The organism is Streptomyces sp. NPDC031225 (assembly GCF_055570355.1).
Genome location: NZ_JBVIHJ010000021.1, coordinates 26496 through 43122 on the forward strand (window position 1 = coordinate 26496; position 16627 = coordinate 43122).

A 16627-nucleotide genomic window follows, 5' to 3' on the forward strand; every position below is an offset into this window, starting at 1 on the left:
GGACGGTGCGCTGCGGCGGGCCTGTGCGCTGCCGCGGGCCGGGGACGGCGCCGGGGTCGACTCTGGGCCGCGGTGGCGCCGGGGTCAACTCTGGGCCGCGGTGGCGGACAGGGCGATACGGTCCTCGCCCGCGTACACGTTCATGGAACTGCCGCGCAGGAACCCCACCAGGGTCAGTCCCGTCTCGGCAGCCAGATCCACCGCCAGTGAAGAGGGCGCCGAGACCGCCGCCAGCACCGGAATGCCTGCCATGACGGCCTTCTGCGCCAGCTCGAAGGACGCCCGGCCGGAGACGAGCAGGATGACGCGCGACAGGGGGAGGTTCCCGTTCTGGAGTGCGCGGCCGACCAGCTTGTCGACGGCGTTGTGGCGGCCGACATCCTCGCGTACGTCAAGGAGTTCGCCCTCCTCGGTGAACAGGGCGGCGGCGTGCAGGCCCCCGGTCCGGTCGAAGACCCGCTGGGCCGCGCGGAGCCGGTCGGGGAGGCTCGCGAGGAGTTCGGGTTCGACACGGACCCGGGGAGTGTCGGAGATCGGCCAGCGCGTCGTCGTACGGACCGCGTCGAGGCTCGCCTTGCCGCACAGGCCGCACGAGGAGGTCGTGTACACGTTGCGCTCAAGGGTGATGTCGGGAATCCGCACGTCGGGGGCGGTCTTCACGTCAACGACGTTGTACGTGTTGGAGCCGTCGGCGGTGGCGCCCGCGCAGTAGACGATGTTCTGCAGATCGCTCTGCTCGGCCAGCACGCCTTCGCTCACGAGGAAGCCGGCGGCGAGGGCGAAGTCGTCGCCGGGGGTGCGCATGGTGATGGCGAGGGGTTTGCCGTTGAGGCGGATCTCAAGGGGCTCCTCGGCCACCAGCGTGTCCGGACGGGAGGAGACAACCCCGTCGCGGATACGGATCACCTTGCGTCGTTCCGTGACTCGTCCCATATGTCCCTCAGCCCCGGTTCTGTAGGTGACCTTCACGATGTCATTGTCCTGCACACGGCGCGGTGGAGCGGTGGAGTAGTGGAGTGGCAGAGCGGTGGAGTGTGAGGCCGCTGTCGGTGCGTCCCAGGTACCCGCCACCCGCTGTCCGCATGTCGGACTGCCCCTCGGGTTGGTACTTGGATGGGCACTTGAGTTGGTAATGGAAGAATACTGTCTACAGTATGTGCACGGGTTGGCAAGGGTTCAAGAGTCCGCGCCCGAGCCGACCTCGCTCCGGAAACCGGCCGGTTCGACCGTTCGTCGCGTCCTGCATACCGCTCATCGCATACCGTCGACGCGCCGTCTTTCCAACTCGCTCATTAGTTCTTACCGTCCGGGATCATGAGTCCCCCTGTCGCGCCCCCGGGTTGGAGCCGCTGGCTCGTTCCCCCGGCCGCTCTCTCGGTCCACCTCTCGATCGGCCAGGCCTACGCCTGGTCCGTGTTCAAGCCGCCGCTCGAATCAGCGCTCGGTCTCAGCGGCACGCAGAGCGCACTGCCCTTCCAACTCGGCATCGTGATGCTCGGTCTGTCCGCGGCGTTCGGCGGCACCCTCGTGGAGCGCAACGGACCGCGCTGGGCGATGACCGTGGCGCTGGTCTGCTTCTCGTCCGGCTTCCTGCTGTCGGCGCTCGGCGCGGCCACCGAGCAGTACTGGCTGATCGTCTTCGGCTACGGCTTCGTCGGCGGGATAGGCCTCGGCATCGGCTACATCTCCCCGGTCTCCACTCTGATCAAGTGGTTCCCTGACCGGCCCGGCATGGCCACCGGCATCGCCATCATGGGCTTCGGCGGCGGCGCGCTCATCGCCTCGCCCTGGTCGGCGCAGATGCTGGAGTCCTTCGGCTCCGACAGCTCCGGGATCGCGCTTGCGTTCCTCGTGCACGGGCTGTCGTATGCAGTCTTCATGCTCCTCGGTGTGCTGCTGGTGCGCGTGCCGCGCAGCGAGAAACCGGTGGCGAACGTCCCCAGCGCCCTCGAGGGGCCGCAGGTCTCCGCGCGCAACGCGGTGCGCACGCCCCAGTTCTGGTGCCTGTGGGTCGTCCTCTGCATGAACGTGACCGCGGGCATAGGCATCCTGGAGAAGGCCGCCCCGATGATCACGGACTTCTTCAAGGGCACCTCGACCCCGGTCTCGGTGTCGGCCGCGGCCGGCTTCGTCGCGCTGCTGTCGGCGGCCAACATGGCGGGCCGGATCGGCTGGTCGTCGACCTCCGACCTGATCGGACGCAAGAACATCTACCGCGTCTACCTGGGCGTGGGCGCGGTGATGTACGGCCTCATCGCGCTGTTCGGGGACACCTCGAAGCCACTGTTCATCCTGTGCGCGCTGGTGATCCTCTCGTTCTACGGCGGCGGTTTCGCGACCGTCCCGGCGTATCTGAAGGACCTCTTCGGCGCCTACCAGGTCGGCGCCATCCACGGTCGCCTGCTCACCGCCTGGTCCACGGCCGGTGTACTCGGGCCGCTGATCGTGAACTGGATCGCCGACCGGCAGGAGGACGCCGGCAAGAGCGGCTCCGACCTGTACTCGACGTCCTTCTTCATCATGATCGGACTCCTGGTCGTCGGCTTCGTCGCCAACGAACTGGTCCGCCCCGTCAACGCCCGTCACCACATCCCCGCACCGAGGGAGGCCGCCGATGTCGGAGCACGACAGCAGCCAGAGTCCGCCTGACCGGCGCCCGCTGATCGCCCTGGCCTGGGTCTGGGTGGGCGCGCCGCTCGCCTACGGGCTCTACGAGCTCGTGCAGAAGGCGACCCAGTTGTTCACCGGGTAACCGTTCGGCAGGGGCCCGGGCGTCCGAGGGTGTGAGGGAAGCCGACAACTCGGGCGCCCGTTTCCTGTGGCCTTACGTGTCCCCGTACCCGTGAGTCACTGATCAGACTGGTGGATCCCGCTACCCAAGGCAACGAGGGGAACCACCCATGAACGGCTCGCGTATCGCCGCCGTCGGCCACTACCAGCCCGCAAAGGTGCTCACGAACGAGGACGTGGCGGGTCTGGTCGACACCAGCGACGAGTGGATCAGGAGTCGGGTGGGGATCCGTACCCGCCACATCGCCGGACCCGACGAGCCGGTCGACGAGCTCGCCGCGCACGCCGCCGCCAAGGCGCTGGCGGCGGCCGGGCTCGCTCCCGCCGACATCGACCTGGTCCTGGTCGCCACTTCGACGGCGGTCGACCGGTCCCCGAACATGGCCGCCCGGGTCGCGGCCCGGCTCGGTATCCCGTCGCCCGCCGCCATGGACGTCAACGTGGTGTGCGCCGGCTTCACCCACGCCCTCGCCACCGCCGACCACACCGTCCGGGCGGGTGCGGCGACCCGCGCGCTGGTCATCGGCGCCGACAAGATGTCCGCGGTGACCGACTGGAGCGACCGCACCACCTGCGTACTCGTCGGTGACGGAGCCGGCGCGGCGGTCGTCGAGGGGGCCGACGTACCCGGCATCGCTCCCGTGCTGTGGGGGTCCGTGCCCGAGATGGGGCACGCCGTGCGCATCGAGGGCGAGCCCGCGCGGTTCGCGCAGGAGGGGCAGAGCGTCTACCGCTGGGCGACCACGAAGCTTCCTCCACTGGCCCGCCAGGCCTGCGAACGGGCCGGACTCACCCCCGCCGACCTGGCCGCAGTGGTGCTGCACCAGGCCAACCTGCGGATCATCGAACCCCTCGCCCAGAAGATCGGCGCCGTCAACGCCGTGGTCGCCCGCGACGTGACGGAGTCCGGCAACACCTCGGCGGCGAGTATCCCGCTTGCCTTCTCGAAGCTGGTGGAGCGGGGCGAGATCTCCACCGGGGACCCGGTGCTGCTCTTCGGGTTCGGCGGAAACCTGTCGTACGCCGGACAGGTCGTCCGCTGCCCCTGACATGCAGGAGCTGTCCCTGACACGCAGGAACTGTCTCTGGCATACAGGACTGTCCCTGGCTCCCTGGCATACAGGATGTGATGAGCCAGACTCCTGGTTCGCCCGCCTCCCGAACGCCGTAGACTGTAGACAAAACGCAATAGGCATGTCCGTCCGTCGAGGAGGGGGACCGCGATGTTGTCCACAGGGCTGCCGCAGGGATCCGTGCCGAAACTCGAACGTCCTGGTCCGTTGCGTGATCGTGTGTATGGGGCGTTGTTGGAGCTGATCACTACGCGGGCGCTGTTGCCGGGTCAGCATTTGGTGGAGAGTGAGCTGGCTGGTCATCTGGGGGTGTCGCGGCAGCCGGTGCGGGAGGCGTTGCAGCGGTTGAACTCGGAGGGGTGGGTGGATCTGCGGCCTGCGCAGGGGGCGTTCGTGCATGAGCCGACGGACGAGGAGGCCGATCAACTCCTCACTGTGCGGACGTTGTTGGAGGCGGAGGCGGCTCGGTTGGCCGCCTCGAACGCGGGCAGTGCGGGCATTGCCGCTCTGGAGGAGTTGTGTGCGCGGGGTGAGGAGGCGGTTGCCGCGGATGATGTGGATGGTGCGGTTGCTTTGAATGCCCGGTTGCATGCGACGGTGATGGAGTTGGCGGGCAATGCGGTTCTTGCCGAGTTGGCGGCGCAGGTGGATCGTCGGGTGCGGTGGTATTACACGCCGATCGCCCGTCAGTGTGGTCGGCAGTCCTGGATCGAGCATCGTGAGCTGATCGCTGCCATCGCCGACCGCGACGAACAACGCGCCACCGACCTCATGCGGGAGCACACCGAGCACACGCGTCGGTCTTACCACGCGCGTCAGCGGTCGTAGCTCCTAGAAGGCAGCGTCCTGGAACGCGTCGGTGTGGGCCCGGGCCCACTGGGCGAACGTCCGCGGTGGCCGGCCCGTGACCTGCTCCACCGTGGGCAGCACCACCGACTCGTCCAGAGTCCCGTCGACGAAGAAGCTGAAGAAGGCGTCGACGTACGGTTTCGGCATACGAGCCTCCAGTTCGGCGCGTGCCTCGTCGTGCGAGAGTCCCACGGCCCGTAGCTTCCGGCCCAGGACCTCGCCCAGCGTCCGGACGCGATCGGCGGGCAACAGCGCCTGGGGGCCGGTGAGTTCGAGAGCGCGGTCCGCGTGGTCGTCCGACACCAACGCGGCAAGGGCGACCCGGGCGATGTCGTGGGGATCGACATCGGCGGTGCGGACGTCGGGAAACGGCACCCTGACCGTGTCGCCCTCACGGATCTGGTCCGCGAGCTGGAGGGCGTTGGACATGAAGCTCGTGCACCGCAGTGACGTCCAGCGCAGCCCCGACGCGCGCACCGCGTCTTCGGCGTCGATCAGATAACCGGCGACCGCGTTGTCCCGGTCGCCCGTTCCCGCGGACCTGCCCGACAACAGCACCACCCGCTCCACCCCCGCGGCCCGTGCGTCCGCCAGGATCTGTCGCTGCCCGCCGTAACCGGGCATCAGGAACAGCCCCCGTACGCCGTCCAGCGCGTCCCGTACGGTCTCGGGCCGGTTGAGATCTCCCGCCACGGCCTCCACTCGCGCCGGTGATCCCTCGGTCCGTCCGGAGCGGCTCACCGCCCGGACGCGCTCGCCCGACTCCGCGAGCGCACGCACGAGTTCGGCACCCACGTTCCCCGTCGCGCCCGTCACCAGAAACATGCGCTCCCCCTCTTGCGGCCCGAGGTGCCCGGTCTGACGTGCCCGGTCTGAGGTGCCCGCCTGACGTGCCCGGTCTGAGGTGCCCGCCCTGCGGTGCCGGATGGCCGACGATGCCCATCCTGCGGGCCGGACGGCCGGGGCGCCAGAGCCCGTCGCGTCTTTGTCCTGCGAGTGGAGAAAGTCGGCATCAATCTCTGCACAGCTTCTTCCCAGGTTCGGCAGCCACTGCTACGTTCCCCTCGAAAGACCGGAAACCGGTGGCCGGATGAGGCGGGGAGGGGTTCGTGAGACGCATGACGGCACGACCCGCGAACGGGCACCAGGCCCGGCTGCTCAAACTGTTGCGCGACGGAGGACCCAACTCCCGTGCGCAACTGGGCGATCAGGTCGACCTGTCACGGTCCAAGCTGGCCGTGGAGGTGGACCGGCTCCTGGAGACGGGCCTGATCGTGGCCGACGGACTCGCCGCCTCCCGTGGCGGGCGCCGCTCCCACAACATCCGGCTTGCCCCCGAACTGCGTTTCCTCGGCGTCGACATCGGCGCGACCTCGGTCGACGTCGCCGTCACCAACGCCGAACTGGAGATCCTGGGACACCTCAACCAGCCCATGGACGTCCGAGAGGGCCCGGTCGCGGTCTTCGAGCAAGTCCTGTCCATGGCAGCGAAGTTGAGGGCATCGGGACTCGCGGAGGGCTTCGACGGCGCAGGCATCGGCGTCCCGGGACCCGTCCGCTTCCCCGAAGGCGTTCCGGTGGCTCCGCCGATCATGCCCGGCTGGGACGGCTTCCCCGTACGGGAGGCACTCAGCCAGGATCTCGGCTGCCCGGTCATGGTCGACAACGACGTGAACCTGATGGCGATGGGGGAGATGCACGCGGGCGTCGCACGCTCCGTGGGCGACTTCCTCTGCGTCAAGATCGGCACCGGTATCGGCTGCGGCATCGTCGTCGGCAGTGAGGTCCACCGCGGGGTGACCGGCAGCGCGGGGGACATCGGGCACATCCAGGCCGTGCCCGACGGCCGCCCGTGTGCCTGCGGCAACCGGGGCTGCCTGGAAGCCCACTTCAGCGGGGCCGCCCTCGCCCGGGACGCCGTGGAGGCGGTCGAGCAGGGGCGGTCGGACGAACTCGCCTCGCGTCTCGACGCCAACGGCGGATTGTCGGCGGTCGATGTCGCCGCCGCCGCTGCCGCCGGTGACGCCACCGCTCTGGAGCTGATCCGCGAGGGCGGCAACCGCACCGGCCAGGTCATCGCCGGACTGGTCAGCTTCTTCAACCCGGGCCTGGTGGTGATCGGCGGCGGGGTGACCGGCCTCGGCCACACCCTGCTCGCCGCCATCCGCACCCAGGTCTACCGTCAGTCGCTGCCACTGGCGACCCGCAACCTGCCCATCGTTCTGGGGGAGTTGGGCCCCACCGCCGGCGTCATCGGCGCGGCCCGGCTCATCAGCGACCACCTGTTCTCGCCCGCATAGACACCTTCGCAGTCTCGGCAACCACGCTCGCAATCCCGGCAACCACGCTCGCAGACCCGGTAGCCCCGTCCGCAGTCCGGGAACCGACCTCCCGGTCCCGCGCACTCGCCTTGTGACGTAAGGCGCTTTTGCTCGGCGCCCTGCCTCGCCCTGCCCTGAAACCGGCCCGCACGCCCGCCAAGGGGAATACGCATGGCACCAGAACCGCCGCTGCTCACCATGTCCGGCATCACCAAGTCGTTCCCCGGAGTCCGGGCCCTCGACGGCGTCGACCTCGACGTCCAGGCCGGTGAAGTGCACTGTCTGCTCGGCCAGAACGGGGCCGGGAAGTCCACCCTCATCAAGGTGCTCGCCGGCGCCCACCAGCCCGACACCGGCTCCATCCGCTGGCGCGGTGAGGAGGTCACCCTCCGTTCGCCGATCGCCGCCATGCGTCTCGGCATCGCCACCATCTACCAGGAACTCGACCTGGTGGAGCACCTGTCCGTGGCCGAGAACGTCCACCTAGGACACGAACCCACGGCCGCCGGCTTCGTCGTACGAGGCAGAGTCGCGAAGGCGTCAACAGCCCGGCTGCTGAAGCGCCTTGGCCACCCCGAGATCGATCCTGCCCGCCTGGTGGGGGAGTTGTCGGCTGCTCAGCAGCAGATCGTTTCCATGGCACGGGCCCTCTCGCACGACGTACGGCTCATCGTGATGGACGAACCGTCCGCCGCCCTCGACCCGGACGAGGTCGACAACCTCTTCCGGATCGTCGGTGACCTGACCGCCGAGGGCGTCGCCGTCGTCTACATCTCGCACCGCCTGGAGGAGATCCGGCGCATCGGTGACCGGGTGACGGTCCTGAAGGACGGCCGGGCCGTCGCGGTCGGGCTGCCCGCCAAGTCGACACCGACGCGTGAGGTCGTGGCGCTGATGACGGGCCGCAACGTCGAGTACGTCTTCCCGGAGCGTCCGGCGGCGGCGGTGAACGGCGGCAAGCCGCTTCTGGAGGTCCAAGAACTTGCCCGGCAAGGCGAGTTCGAACCCCTCGACCTCGTGATCCACCCGGGAGAGATCGTCGGCCTCGCCGGACTCGTCGGCTCGGGACGCTCCGAGATCCTGGAAACGATCTACGGCGCCCGCAAGCCCACCGCCGGCCAAGTGATCGTTGACGGTCGGGAGTTGCGGCCCGGCAGCGTCCGAGCCGCCGTCCGTGCCGGGATCGGACTCGCCCCCGAGGAGCGCAAGGCACAAGCCCTGCTGATGCTGGAGTCGGTCACCCGCAACGTCTCCCTCTCCTCCATGTCCCGCTTCTCACGCGCCGGTTGGATCGACCGGGCGGCCGAATCCGGCGCGGCCCGGGCGGCCACCCGCGAACTGTCGCTGCGGCCCGACAACCCCTCCGCGCCGATCCGCACCCTGTCCGGCGGCAACCAGCAAAAGGCCGTCCTGGCCCGCTGGCTGCTGCGCGGCTGCCGCGTCCTGCTGCTCGACGAACCCACCAGGGGAGTCGACGTCGGGGCCCGCGCCGAGCTGTACGCGGTCGTGCGGCGACTGGCCGACGAGGGCCTGGCCGTCCTGCTGGTCTCCAGCGAGGTCCCCGAAGTGCTCGGCCTCGCCGACCGCGTCCTGGTGCTCCGCGAGGGCCGTGTCGTCCACACGGCACCCGCCCGTGAGCTCGACGAACACCGTGTACTCGACCTCGTCATGGAAGGAAGCCCGGCGTCATGACGCAGCATGTGTCCCCGCCGAGGGACAGCGCAGACAAGGTGCCGTCGACGAGTGAACCACGGGCGTGGCGCTCCACGCTGGCCCGCACCGACGTCCGCACCCTCTCCCTCCTCGGTGTGCTCGCCGCCCTCGTGATCATCGGCGGCATCACCAAGCCCGACGAGTTCCTCGACACCCGCAACCTCCAACTCGTCCTCACCCAGGCCTCGGTGATCGGTGTCGTCACCGTCGGCATGACCTTCGTCATCACCTCCGGCGGCATCGACCTCTCCGTCGGCGCGATCGTCGCCCTCGCCTCGGTGTGGGCCACCACGGTCGCCACGCAGGAGTACGGCTTCGCGGGCATCCTCTTCACCGCGGTGATCGTCGGAGTCGGCTGCGGCCTGGTCAACGGACTGCTCGTCGCGTACGGCGGGATGGTCCCGTTCATCGCCACCCTCGCCATGCTCGCCTCGGCCCGGGGACTGGCCCTCCAGATCACCGACGGCCGGACGCAGATCGTCACCGTGTCCTCCGTGCTCGACCTCGGTGAGCGTGACGCGTACGTCCTCGGAGTACCGCCCCTCGTCATGGTCTTCGCGGTCGTGACGATCATCGGCTGGCTGGTGCTGAACCGCACCACCTTCGGCCGGCGCACCGTCGCCGTCGGGGGCAACGCCGAGGCCGCCCGCCTCGCCGGCATCGACGTACGCCGTCAGCGGCTCTACCTCTACCTGCTGTCCGGGCTGTGCTGCGGCATCGCGGCCTTCCTGCTGATCATCCTGTCCGGCTCCGGCCAGAACACCAACGGAAACCTCTACGAGCTCGACGCCATCGCCGCCGCGATCATCGGCGGCACCCTGCTCAGCGGCGGCCGCGGCACCATCACCGGATCCGTGCTCGGCGTCCTGATCTTCACCACGATCACCAACATCTTCGCCCTGAACAACCTGCAGAGCGACGTCCAGCAGATCGCCAAGGGCGCGATCATCGTCGCCGCCGTGCTGGTCCAGCGCCGTACCGCAAGCACGACCTGAGGAAAGGGTTCACCGCCATGCCACAGCACACGAGCCGCTTCACCAGTCGCCGGGGACTGCTCTTCGGGAGCGCCGCAGTCGGAGCAGGAGCCCTCCTCGCAGGTTGCACCAGCAACGACTCCGGTGATGACGAACCGGCCGCGAACGACCAGCCGGCCGCCGCCGACTCACCCGGCAAGAAGGTCACCATCGGCTTCGCCGGACCGCAGGCCGACCACGGCTGGCTGAACGCCATCAACGACAACGCCAAGAACCGTGCGAAGAAGTACTCGGACGTCACCCTGGAGATCACCGAGGGCTCCAACGACACCGCCGCGCAGATCGGCCAGATCGAGACCCTCATCAACAAGAAGGTCGACGTCCTGGTGGTGCTGCCCGCCGACGGCAAGGCCCTCACCCAGGTCGGGCTGAAGGCCATGCGGGCCGGGATTCCGGTGGTCAACCTCGACCGGATCTTCAACACCCCGCAGGCGTACCGCTGTTGGATAGGCGGCGACAACTACGGCATGGGCCTCAACGCCGGCAACTACATCGGCGAGAAACTCAAGGGGAAGTCGAACGCCAAGGTCATCGAACTCGCCGGCCTCGACAACCTGGAACTCACCAAGCAGCGCACCAAGGGCTTCGACGACGCCCTGAAGAACTACCCGAACATCAGGAAGGTGGCCCGCCAGGCCGCCGAGTTCACGGTGGAGTCCGGGCAGGCCAAGATGGCCCAACTCCTGCAGGCGCAGTCGGACTTCGACGCGGTGTGGAACCACGACGACGACCAGGGCGTGGGCGCGCTGCGCGCCATCGACCAGGCCGGGCGCGACGACTTCCTGATGGTCGGCGGCGCGGGGGCGCTGTCCGCCTTCCAGGCCATCAAGCAGGACAACGGGGTCCTCAAGGCGACGGTCCTCTACCCGCCGACCATGGCCGCCTCCGCGATCGACCTCGCTCGCGCACTCGGCCAGACCAAAGGCATCAGCGGCCTCTCCGAGTTCGAGATCCCGGCCTCCCTCACGCTCTACTCGGCCGTCGTCGACAAGACCAACGTCGACCAGTACATGTCCACCGGCTTCAAGTGAGGCGTACCGGGCTTTCGCCGTGAGGCGTCCCGCACACGGGGCCCGGTTCGTCGACGGACCGGGCTGCACCCCCCACCGCGCCACGACGACGAGGAGGACATCGCGCATGGCACAGCCGCAACAGTCAGAAGAGGCCGGGCCGCCGCCTCTCCGGGTCGGCATGGTGGGCTACGCCTTCATGGGCGCCGCCCACTCCCAGGGCTGGCGGACCGTCGGACACGTCTTCGATCTGCCCCGGCGCCCGGTGCTCGCCGCGGTCTGCGGACGGGACGCGGACGCCGTGCGCCGGGCCGCCGACCGGCACGGCTGGGCGACGGCCGAGACCGACTGGCGGGCCCTGGTCGAGCGGGACGACATCGACCTCGTCGACATCTGCACCCCCGGCGACAGCCATGCCGAGATCGCCCTCGCCGCTCTCGCCGCGGGCAAGCACGTGCTGTGCGAGAAGCCCCTCGCCAACACCGTCGAAGAGGCTCAGCGGATGACCCGGGCGGCCGAAGAAGCCTTCGGGCACGGACAGTTGGCGATGGTCGGCTTCAACTACCGCCGGGTGCCCGCCACCGCGCTGGCTCGCCGGATGGTGGCCGAGGGGCGGCTCGGCAGACTTCGGCACGTCCGGGTGACGTACCTTCAGGACTGGCTCGTGGACCCGGAGTTCCCCCTGACCTGGCGGCTGCGCAGGGAACAGGCGGGCTCGGGCTCGCTCGGCGACCTGGGCGCGCACATCATCGACCTGGCCCAGTACCTGGCGGGAGAGCCACTGGCCGGAGTGTCCGCCCTGACGGAGACCTTCGTACGGGAGCGCCCCCTGGCCGACGGCGCGGTGAAAGGCCTGTCCGCCGTCTCCGGGGCCGGCACCGGCCAGGTCACCGTGGACGACGCCGCCCTGTTCACCGGCCGCTTCACCTCCGGCGCCCTCGCCTCCTTCGAGGCCACCCGCTATGCGACCGGCCGCAAGAACTCCCTGCGCATCGAACTCAACGGCGAGCGCGGCTCGTTGGCCTTCGACCTGGAACGCCTCAACGAACTCGCCTACCACGACGGCAGGGAGCCCGGCACCCATGCGGGCTTCCGGCGCGTCCTCGTCACCGAACCCGACCATCCCTACCTGGACGCCTGGTGGCCACCGGGCCACGGCCTCGGCTACGAGCACACCTTCGTCCACCAGGCCCGCGACCTCGTCCACGCGATCGCCGAGGGCCGCCGCCCCGAACCCTCCTTCGCCGATGGGCTCCAGGTCCAGCGGGTCCTCGCGGCGGTGGAGGAGAGCGCCGAGAAGAACTCCGTCTACACACCGATAGCCGTCTGAGGAAGGCCCGGAGAAATGCCACGTCGATTCACGCTCTTCACCGGTCAGTGGGCCGACCTCCCCCTCGAAGAGGTCTGCCGCCTCGCCCGCGATTTCGGCTACGACGGACTCGAACTCGCCTGCTGGGGGGACCACTTCGAGGTCGACAAGGCCCTCGCCGACCCGTCCTATCTGGACTCCCGGCACGCCATGCTCGACAAGTACGGACTCAAGTGCTGGGCCGTCTCCAACCACCTGGTCGGCCAGGCCGTGTGCGACGCCATCATCGACGAGCGCCACCAGGCGATCCTGCCCGGCGAGGTGTGGGGCGACGGAGACCCGGAAGGAGTGCGCCGGCGCGCCGCGGACCGTATGAAGGACACCGCCAGGGCCGCGGCCGCCTTCGGCGTCGACACCGTCATCGGCTTCACCGGGTCCGCCATCTGGCATCTGGTCGCCATGTTCCCGCCCGCCCCGGAGTCGATGATCGAGCGGGGCTACGAGGACTTCGCCGAACGCTGGAACCCGATCCTCGACGTGTTCGACGCGCAGGGTGTGCGGTTCGCGCACGAGGTTCACCCGAGCGAGATCGCCTACGACTACTGGACAACCCAGCGTGCGCTGAAGGCGGTTGGTGACCGGCCGGCCTTCGGTCTCAACTTCGACCCGTCGCACTTCGTGTGGCAGGACCTCGACCCGGTCGGTTTCCTGTGGGACTTCCGCGACCGGATCTACCACGTCGACTGCAAAGAGGCCCGCAAGCGCCTCGACGGCCGCAACGGCCGCCTCGGCTCCCATCTGCCCTGGGGCGACCCGCGCCGCGGCTGGGACTTCGTCTCCGCCGGACACGGCGACGTTCCCTGGGAGGACGTCTTTCGCATGCTGCGCTCCATCGACTACCAGGGCCCGATCTCGGTCGAGTGGGAGGACGCCGGCATGGACCGTCTCCAAGGCGCACCCGAGGCACTGACCCGACTGAAGGCATACGACTTCGAGCCTCCGTCGGCCTCGTTCGACGCGGCGTTCGGCAACTGAGCTTCCTCCGAGGCTCCTTGAGCTGCTCCTGACTCCCCGGGATGACGGCGCATCCCGGCTTGCGCACCCGCCCGTACGACCGGCCCCATTCCGGAGGCACCCGTGCACGGGAACGACCGCACCACCAGCACCGACATCCGCGTCTAGCTCAACGGCGCGAAGATCAACGATTTCAACAACACCGATCCGGTCCGGAGCCTGCGTGACGGGCATGTCGGCATCCAGAACCACGGAGCCGACGACCGGATGTCCTTCCGCGACATCCGGATCAGGGAACTGCCCGTCAAGGGCCACTGAGCGGCGGCGGGCGGGGGACGCCGGACTCCCGCCCGCCGTCTTCATCCCCTTCCGCGCAGGGTCTGCACGCCCACATGTTCGACAAGGAGGCTGCCATGTCCGCGTCCGATTCCGCCCCGCGCGTCGGTGTCCGGCTGATCGGTGCCCGCGGTTCCGTCGCCACAACGGTCGTCGCGGGCTGTGCCGCCATGACCGGGGGCCTGCACCCGCTGACGGGCCTGCTCACCGAGACACCCCCCTTCGCCGGGACCGGCCTGCCCACCCCGTCCTCCCGGATCTTCGGCGGCCACGACACGGAGGGGTCCTCGGTACTGGGGGAGCAGTACGCGGCGCTCGTGGGGTTCGCCGAGCGCCTCCGGACAGGGAACCCCGGGAACGGGCCGGGACACAGCCGGGAACAGGACCACGTTTCCGGCCGCACCGATGGTTCGGGGCACCGACGGTGACGGCGAACGAAACAGCAGCGCCGGACCGCACACCCGAGAGGCCAAGTCCGTTGTGGACGAGCGGTGTTCACGCGCCGCGACCCGACTGCTACCCCGGCCGACTCGGCCCCCGCACCCCACTTCGTACCGCCCCCGCCCCCGCCGCCGCCTGCACGACAGCCACGGCCGGCGCTGGTGCCCGGGGCGCGCACGCCACCGTTCTGCTCGGCACCGCCCTCACCCGCCCGGCCCGACGGTTCGTGAGAAAGGTGAGCGTCACATGACCGGTCCCCTGGCTCCACGCGAACCCGTACCGGCGCCCGGCGGCCACCCGATCCGCTTCGGCTACGGCACCAACGGCCTCGCCGACCTCCGCCTCGACGACGCCCTCTCCCTGCTCGCCGACCTCGGCTACGACGGTGTCGGTCTGACCCTCGACCACATGCACCTGGACCCCCTCGCCCCCGACCTGGCCGCCCGCACCCGCCGCCTCGCGCACCGACTGGACGCACTCGGCCTGACGGTCACCGTCGAGACGGGCGCCCGCTATGTGCTCGACCCGCGCCGCAAACACGGCCCCTCGCTGCTCGACCCCGACCCGGACGACCGCGGCCGCCGCGTCGACCTGCTGGTCCGGGCCGTCCAGGTCGCCGCCGACCTGGGCGCGCACGCCCTGCACTGCTTCAGCGGCGTCACCCCACCGGGCACTGACCCGGACACGGCATGGAAACGACTGGCCGAGACGCTCACCCCCGTACTGGACGCCGCCACCACCGCCGGCATCCCCCTCGCCGTCGAACCCGAACCGGGCCACCTCCTCGCCACCCTCGCCGACTTCCACCACCTCCGCACCACCCTGGGCGACCCGGCCGTCCTCGGCCTGACCCTCGACATCGGTCACTGCCAGTGCCTCGAACCCCTGTCACCCGCCGACTGCGTCCGCGCCGCAGGGCGCTGGCTGCGCCACGTCCAGATCGAGGACATGCGCCGAGGCATCCACGAACACCTCCCCTTCGGCGACGGTGACATCGACTTCCCACCGGTTCTCGCCGCCCTGGCCGACACGGGCTACCAGGGCCTGACCGTCGTCGAACTGCCCCGCCACTCCCACGCGGGACCCCACTTCGCCGAACTCTCCCTCCCGTTCCTCCGACAGGCAGTTGCTCTCTCACAAGGAAGCACTCCATGACCCACTCCCATGCCCACCAGGCACCCTCCACGGCAGGCACCCCGGGCACCACCCTCGCCCGAACCCCGCCTGCCCACCTGCGCGAACACCTCGCAGCCCACCTCGACGGCACCGCCCGCGCCTGGCTCGACCAAGCCCTCGACGAGGCCGCCGCCCACCCCGGCGCCCACGGCCCCATCTCCGTATGGGAGTTGCGCCTCGCCGAAGCCGGACGCCGCTGCGGCCCCGAACACGCCGACGCCGTCCGCATCCTGATCCTGCACGCGGCCCATGCCGACACCGACGCCCTGACCCGGGTCTACGCCCAGGGCACCGCCGCAGAACGCCGCGCCGTCCTGCACGCCCTGCCCTGTCTGGTGCCCGGCCCCGAGGCACTCCCGCTCGTCGAGGACGCCCTGCGCAGCAACGACACGCGCCTCCTCGCTGCCGCCGTCGGCCCCTACGCAGCCCGCCACCTCGACGCCCACCACTGGCGCCACGCCGTCCTGAAGTGCCTGTTCACCGGCGTACCCGTGGCCGAGGTGGCGGACCTGGACCGGCGGGCCCACGCGGACGCCGAACTCGCCCGCATGCTCGCCGACTACGCCGCCGAACGCACCGCCGCAGGCCGCCTCGTGCCCCACGACCTGCACCGCGTCCTGACCCTGACCGACCCCACCGCCACCCCATCGGAGCCGGCCGCCGACCACGGCCCGTACGGCTCCGACGGCATCCACGGCAAGGAGTCCTGATGCGCATCTTCGACCCCCACATCCACATGACGTCGAGGACCACCGACGACTACCAGGCCATGCACACCGCCGGTGTCCGCGCCGTCGTCGAACCGTCCTTCTGGCTCGGCCAGCCCCGCACGTCTCCCGCCTCCTTCCTCGACTACTTCGACTCCCTGCTGGGCTGGGAGCCCTTCCGCGCCGCCCAGTACGGCATCGCCCACCACTGCACCCTCGCCCTGAACCCCAAGGAGGCCAACGACCCGCGCTGCGTCCCGGTCCTCGACGAACTGCCCCGGTATCTCGTCAAGGACCAGGTCGTCGCCGTCGGCGAGATCGGCTACGACTCCATGACCCCCGCCGAGGACACCGCCCTCGCCGCCCAGCTCCAGCTCGCCGCCGACCACCGGCTGCCCGCACTCGTCCACACCCCGCACCGCGACAAGCTCGCCGGTCTGCGCCGCACCCTCGACGCCGTCCGCGAATCCGCCCTGCCGACGGACCGGGTCCTGATCGACCACCTCAACGAGACCACCGTCAAGGAAGCCAAGGACAGCGGCTGCTGGCTCGGCTTCTCCGTCTATCCGGACACCAAGATGGACGAGGAACGGATGGTCGCACTCCTGCGCTCCTACGGCCCCGAACAGGTCCTGGTGAACTCCGCCGCCGACTGGGGCCGCAGCGATCCCCTCAAGACGCGCAAGGTCGGCGACCTGATGCTCGCCGAAGGCTTCACCGAGGACGACGTCGACCGGGTGCTGTGGCGCAACCCCGTCGCCTTCTACGGCCTCAGCGGCCGTCTGAACCTGGACGTCACGGCCACCGACGGCACCCACGAGGGCAACTCCATCCTCCGCGGCGGGGCGTGAGCC

At 69.9% G+C, this 16627-nt stretch carries 15 protein-coding genes and 2 pseudogenes; 15 read left to right on the forward strand and 2 right to left on the reverse strand.

The genetic code is table 11. The features are described 5' to 3' along the window. Positions 1 to 84: 84 nt before the first annotated feature. On the reverse strand, positions 85 to 933 hold the full coding sequence (gene fdhD / locus ACZ48Z_RS31020; RefSeq protein WP_468739198.1) for a formate dehydrogenase accessory sulfurtransferase FdhD: 849 nt from the start codon (positions 931 to 933) through the stop codon (positions 85 to 87). Between the two features lie 381 nt (positions 934 to 1314). Between fdhD and ACZ48Z_RS31025 the strand changes: the two genes are divergently transcribed. The 4 genes from ACZ48Z_RS31025 (at position 1315) to ACZ48Z_RS31040 (ending at position 4691) form a co-directional block, all read left to right on the forward strand. Then, entirely contained in the window at positions 1315 to 2649 is a 1335-nt protein-coding gene (locus tag ACZ48Z_RS31025; RefSeq protein WP_468739199.1) for an OFA family MFS transporter, read from the forward strand. Continuing rightward, on the forward strand, positions 2615 to 2752 hold the full coding sequence (locus ACZ48Z_RS31030; protein ID WP_020141330.1) for an MFS transporter small subunit: 138 nt from the start codon (positions 2615 to 2617) through the stop codon (positions 2750 to 2752). Before ACZ48Z_RS31025 ends, ACZ48Z_RS31030 begins: the two co-directional genes overlap by 35 nt. A 148-nt stretch (positions 2753 to 2900) precedes the next feature. After that, positions 2901 to 3839 carry a beta-ketoacyl-ACP synthase III gene (locus ACZ48Z_RS31035; RefSeq protein WP_468739200.1) on the forward strand — a complete coding sequence of 313 codons (939 nt, stop codon included), beginning with the start codon at positions 2901 to 2903 and terminating at the stop codon, positions 3837 to 3839. A 174-nt stretch (positions 3840 to 4013) separates the two neighbouring features. Then, the gene (locus ACZ48Z_RS31040; RefSeq protein ID WP_468739201.1) at positions 4014 to 4691 is read left to right on the forward strand and encodes a GntR family transcriptional regulator; all 678 of its coding nucleotides are present in this window, start codon (positions 4014 to 4016) and stop codon (positions 4689 to 4691) included. A 3-nt stretch (positions 4692 to 4694) separates the two neighbouring features. Here the strand turns inward: ACZ48Z_RS31040 and ACZ48Z_RS31045 are convergent, their stop codons facing one another. Then, positions 4695 to 5537, reverse strand: a complete 843-nt coding sequence (locus tag ACZ48Z_RS31045) for an NAD(P)H-binding protein (protein ID WP_468739202.1) — start codon at positions 5535 to 5537, stop codon at positions 4695 to 4697. 293 nt (positions 5538 to 5830) lie between these two features. Here ACZ48Z_RS31045 and ACZ48Z_RS31050 point away from each other — a divergent pair, with 293 nt between their 5' ends. From ACZ48Z_RS31050 to ACZ48Z_RS31100, 11 genes and pseudogenes are all read left to right on the forward strand, one after another. After that, on the forward strand, positions 5831 to 7012 hold the full coding sequence (locus tag ACZ48Z_RS31050; RefSeq protein WP_468739203.1) for an ROK family transcriptional regulator: 1182 nt from the start codon (positions 5831 to 5833) through the stop codon (positions 7010 to 7012). 192 nt (positions 7013 to 7204) lie between these two features. After that, a complete protein-coding gene (locus ACZ48Z_RS31055; protein WP_468739204.1) occupies positions 7205 to 8725 on the forward strand; it encodes a sugar ABC transporter ATP-binding protein in 1521 nt (506 codons plus the stop codon). Then, positions 8722 to 9741, forward strand: a complete 1020-nt coding sequence (locus ACZ48Z_RS31060) for an ABC transporter permease (RefSeq protein ID WP_468739205.1) — start codon at positions 8722 to 8724, stop codon at positions 9739 to 9741. The genes ACZ48Z_RS31055 and ACZ48Z_RS31060 overlap by 4 nt, the downstream gene beginning before the upstream one ends. Before the next feature lie 17 nt (positions 9742 to 9758). Further along, complete coding sequence (locus ACZ48Z_RS31065) at positions 9759 to 10811, forward strand: substrate-binding domain-containing protein (protein ID WP_468739206.1); 1053 nt, start codon at positions 9759 to 9761, stop codon at positions 10809 to 10811. 106 nt (positions 10812 to 10917) lie between these two features. Next, entirely contained in the window at positions 10918 to 12120 is a 1203-nt protein-coding gene (locus ACZ48Z_RS31070) for a Gfo/Idh/MocA family protein (protein ID WP_468739207.1), read from the forward strand. 15 nt (positions 12121 to 12135) lie between these two features. Then, entirely contained in the window at positions 12136 to 13134 is a 999-nt protein-coding gene (locus ACZ48Z_RS31075; protein ID WP_468739208.1) for a sugar phosphate isomerase/epimerase family protein, read from the forward strand. Positions 13135 to 13281: 147 nt separating this feature from the next. Continuing rightward, positions 13282 to 13431, forward strand: a pseudogene (locus ACZ48Z_RS31080) (3-keto-alpha-glucoside-1,2-lyase-like domain-containing protein); the annotation flags it as partial. A gap of 95 nt (positions 13432 to 13526) precedes the next feature. Continuing rightward, positions 13527 to 13727 (forward strand): annotated as a pseudogene (locus ACZ48Z_RS31085) (inositol-3-phosphate synthase); the annotation flags it as partial. 409 nt (positions 13728 to 14136) lie between these two features. Next, positions 14137 to 15045 (forward strand): sugar phosphate isomerase/epimerase family protein, encoded by a 909-nt coding sequence (locus tag ACZ48Z_RS31090; RefSeq protein WP_468739209.1) that lies wholly within the window; start codon positions 14137 to 14139, stop codon positions 15043 to 15045. Then, positions 15042 to 15776: an EboA domain-containing protein gene (locus ACZ48Z_RS31095; protein ID WP_468739210.1), complete on the forward strand. Its 735-nt coding sequence runs from the start codon at positions 15042 to 15044 to the stop codon at positions 15774 to 15776. Before ACZ48Z_RS31090 ends, ACZ48Z_RS31095 begins: the two co-directional genes overlap by 4 nt. After that, positions 15776 to 16624, forward strand: a complete 849-nt coding sequence (locus tag ACZ48Z_RS31100; protein WP_468739211.1) for a TatD family hydrolase — start codon at positions 15776 to 15778, stop codon at positions 16622 to 16624. The genes ACZ48Z_RS31095 and ACZ48Z_RS31100 overlap by 1 nt, the downstream gene beginning before the upstream one ends. The last annotated feature ends 3 nt before the right edge of the window (positions 16625 to 16627 follow it).

Excerpts from the sequence above, each read along its gene's own strand:
- fdhD (WP_468739198.1), bottom strand. The coding sequence starts at position 933 with ATGGGACGAGTCACGGAACGACGCAAGGTGATCCGTATCCGCGACGGG.
- ACZ48Z_RS31025 (WP_468739199.1), top strand. The coding sequence starts at position 1,315 with ATGAGTCCCCCTGTCGCGCCCCCGGGTTGGAGCCGCTGGCTCGTTCCC.
- ACZ48Z_RS31030 (WP_020141330.1), top strand. The coding sequence starts at position 2,615 with ATGTCGGAGCACGACAGCAGCCAGAGTCCGCCTGACCGGCGCCCGCTG.
- ACZ48Z_RS31035 (WP_468739200.1), top strand. The coding sequence starts at position 2,901 with ATGAACGGCTCGCGTATCGCCGCCGTCGGCCACTACCAGCCCGCAAAG.
- ACZ48Z_RS31040 (WP_468739201.1), top strand. The coding sequence starts at position 4,014 with ATGTTGTCCACAGGGCTGCCGCAGGGATCCGTGCCGAAACTCGAACGT.
- ACZ48Z_RS31045 (WP_468739202.1), bottom strand. The coding sequence starts at position 5,537 with ATGTTTCTGGTGACGGGCGCGACGGGGAACGTGGGTGCCGAACTCGTG.
- ACZ48Z_RS31050 (WP_468739203.1), top strand. The coding sequence starts at position 5,831 with ATGACGGCACGACCCGCGAACGGGCACCAGGCCCGGCTGCTCAAACTG.
- ACZ48Z_RS31055 (WP_468739204.1), top strand. The coding sequence starts at position 7,205 with ATGGCACCAGAACCGCCGCTGCTCACCATGTCCGGCATCACCAAGTCG.
- ACZ48Z_RS31060 (WP_468739205.1), top strand. The coding sequence starts at position 8,722 with ATGACGCAGCATGTGTCCCCGCCGAGGGACAGCGCAGACAAGGTGCCG.
- ACZ48Z_RS31065 (WP_468739206.1), top strand. The coding sequence starts at position 9,759 with ATGCCACAGCACACGAGCCGCTTCACCAGTCGCCGGGGACTGCTCTTC.
- ACZ48Z_RS31070 (WP_468739207.1), top strand. The coding sequence starts at position 10,918 with ATGGCACAGCCGCAACAGTCAGAAGAGGCCGGGCCGCCGCCTCTCCGG.
- ACZ48Z_RS31075 (WP_468739208.1), top strand. The coding sequence starts at position 12,136 with ATGCCACGTCGATTCACGCTCTTCACCGGTCAGTGGGCCGACCTCCCC.
- ACZ48Z_RS31090 (WP_468739209.1), top strand. The coding sequence starts at position 14,137 with ATGACCGGTCCCCTGGCTCCACGCGAACCCGTACCGGCGCCCGGCGGC.
- ACZ48Z_RS31095 (WP_468739210.1), top strand. The coding sequence starts at position 15,042 with ATGACCCACTCCCATGCCCACCAGGCACCCTCCACGGCAGGCACCCCG.
- ACZ48Z_RS31100 (WP_468739211.1), top strand. The coding sequence starts at position 15,776 with ATGCGCATCTTCGACCCCCACATCCACATGACGTCGAGGACCACCGAC.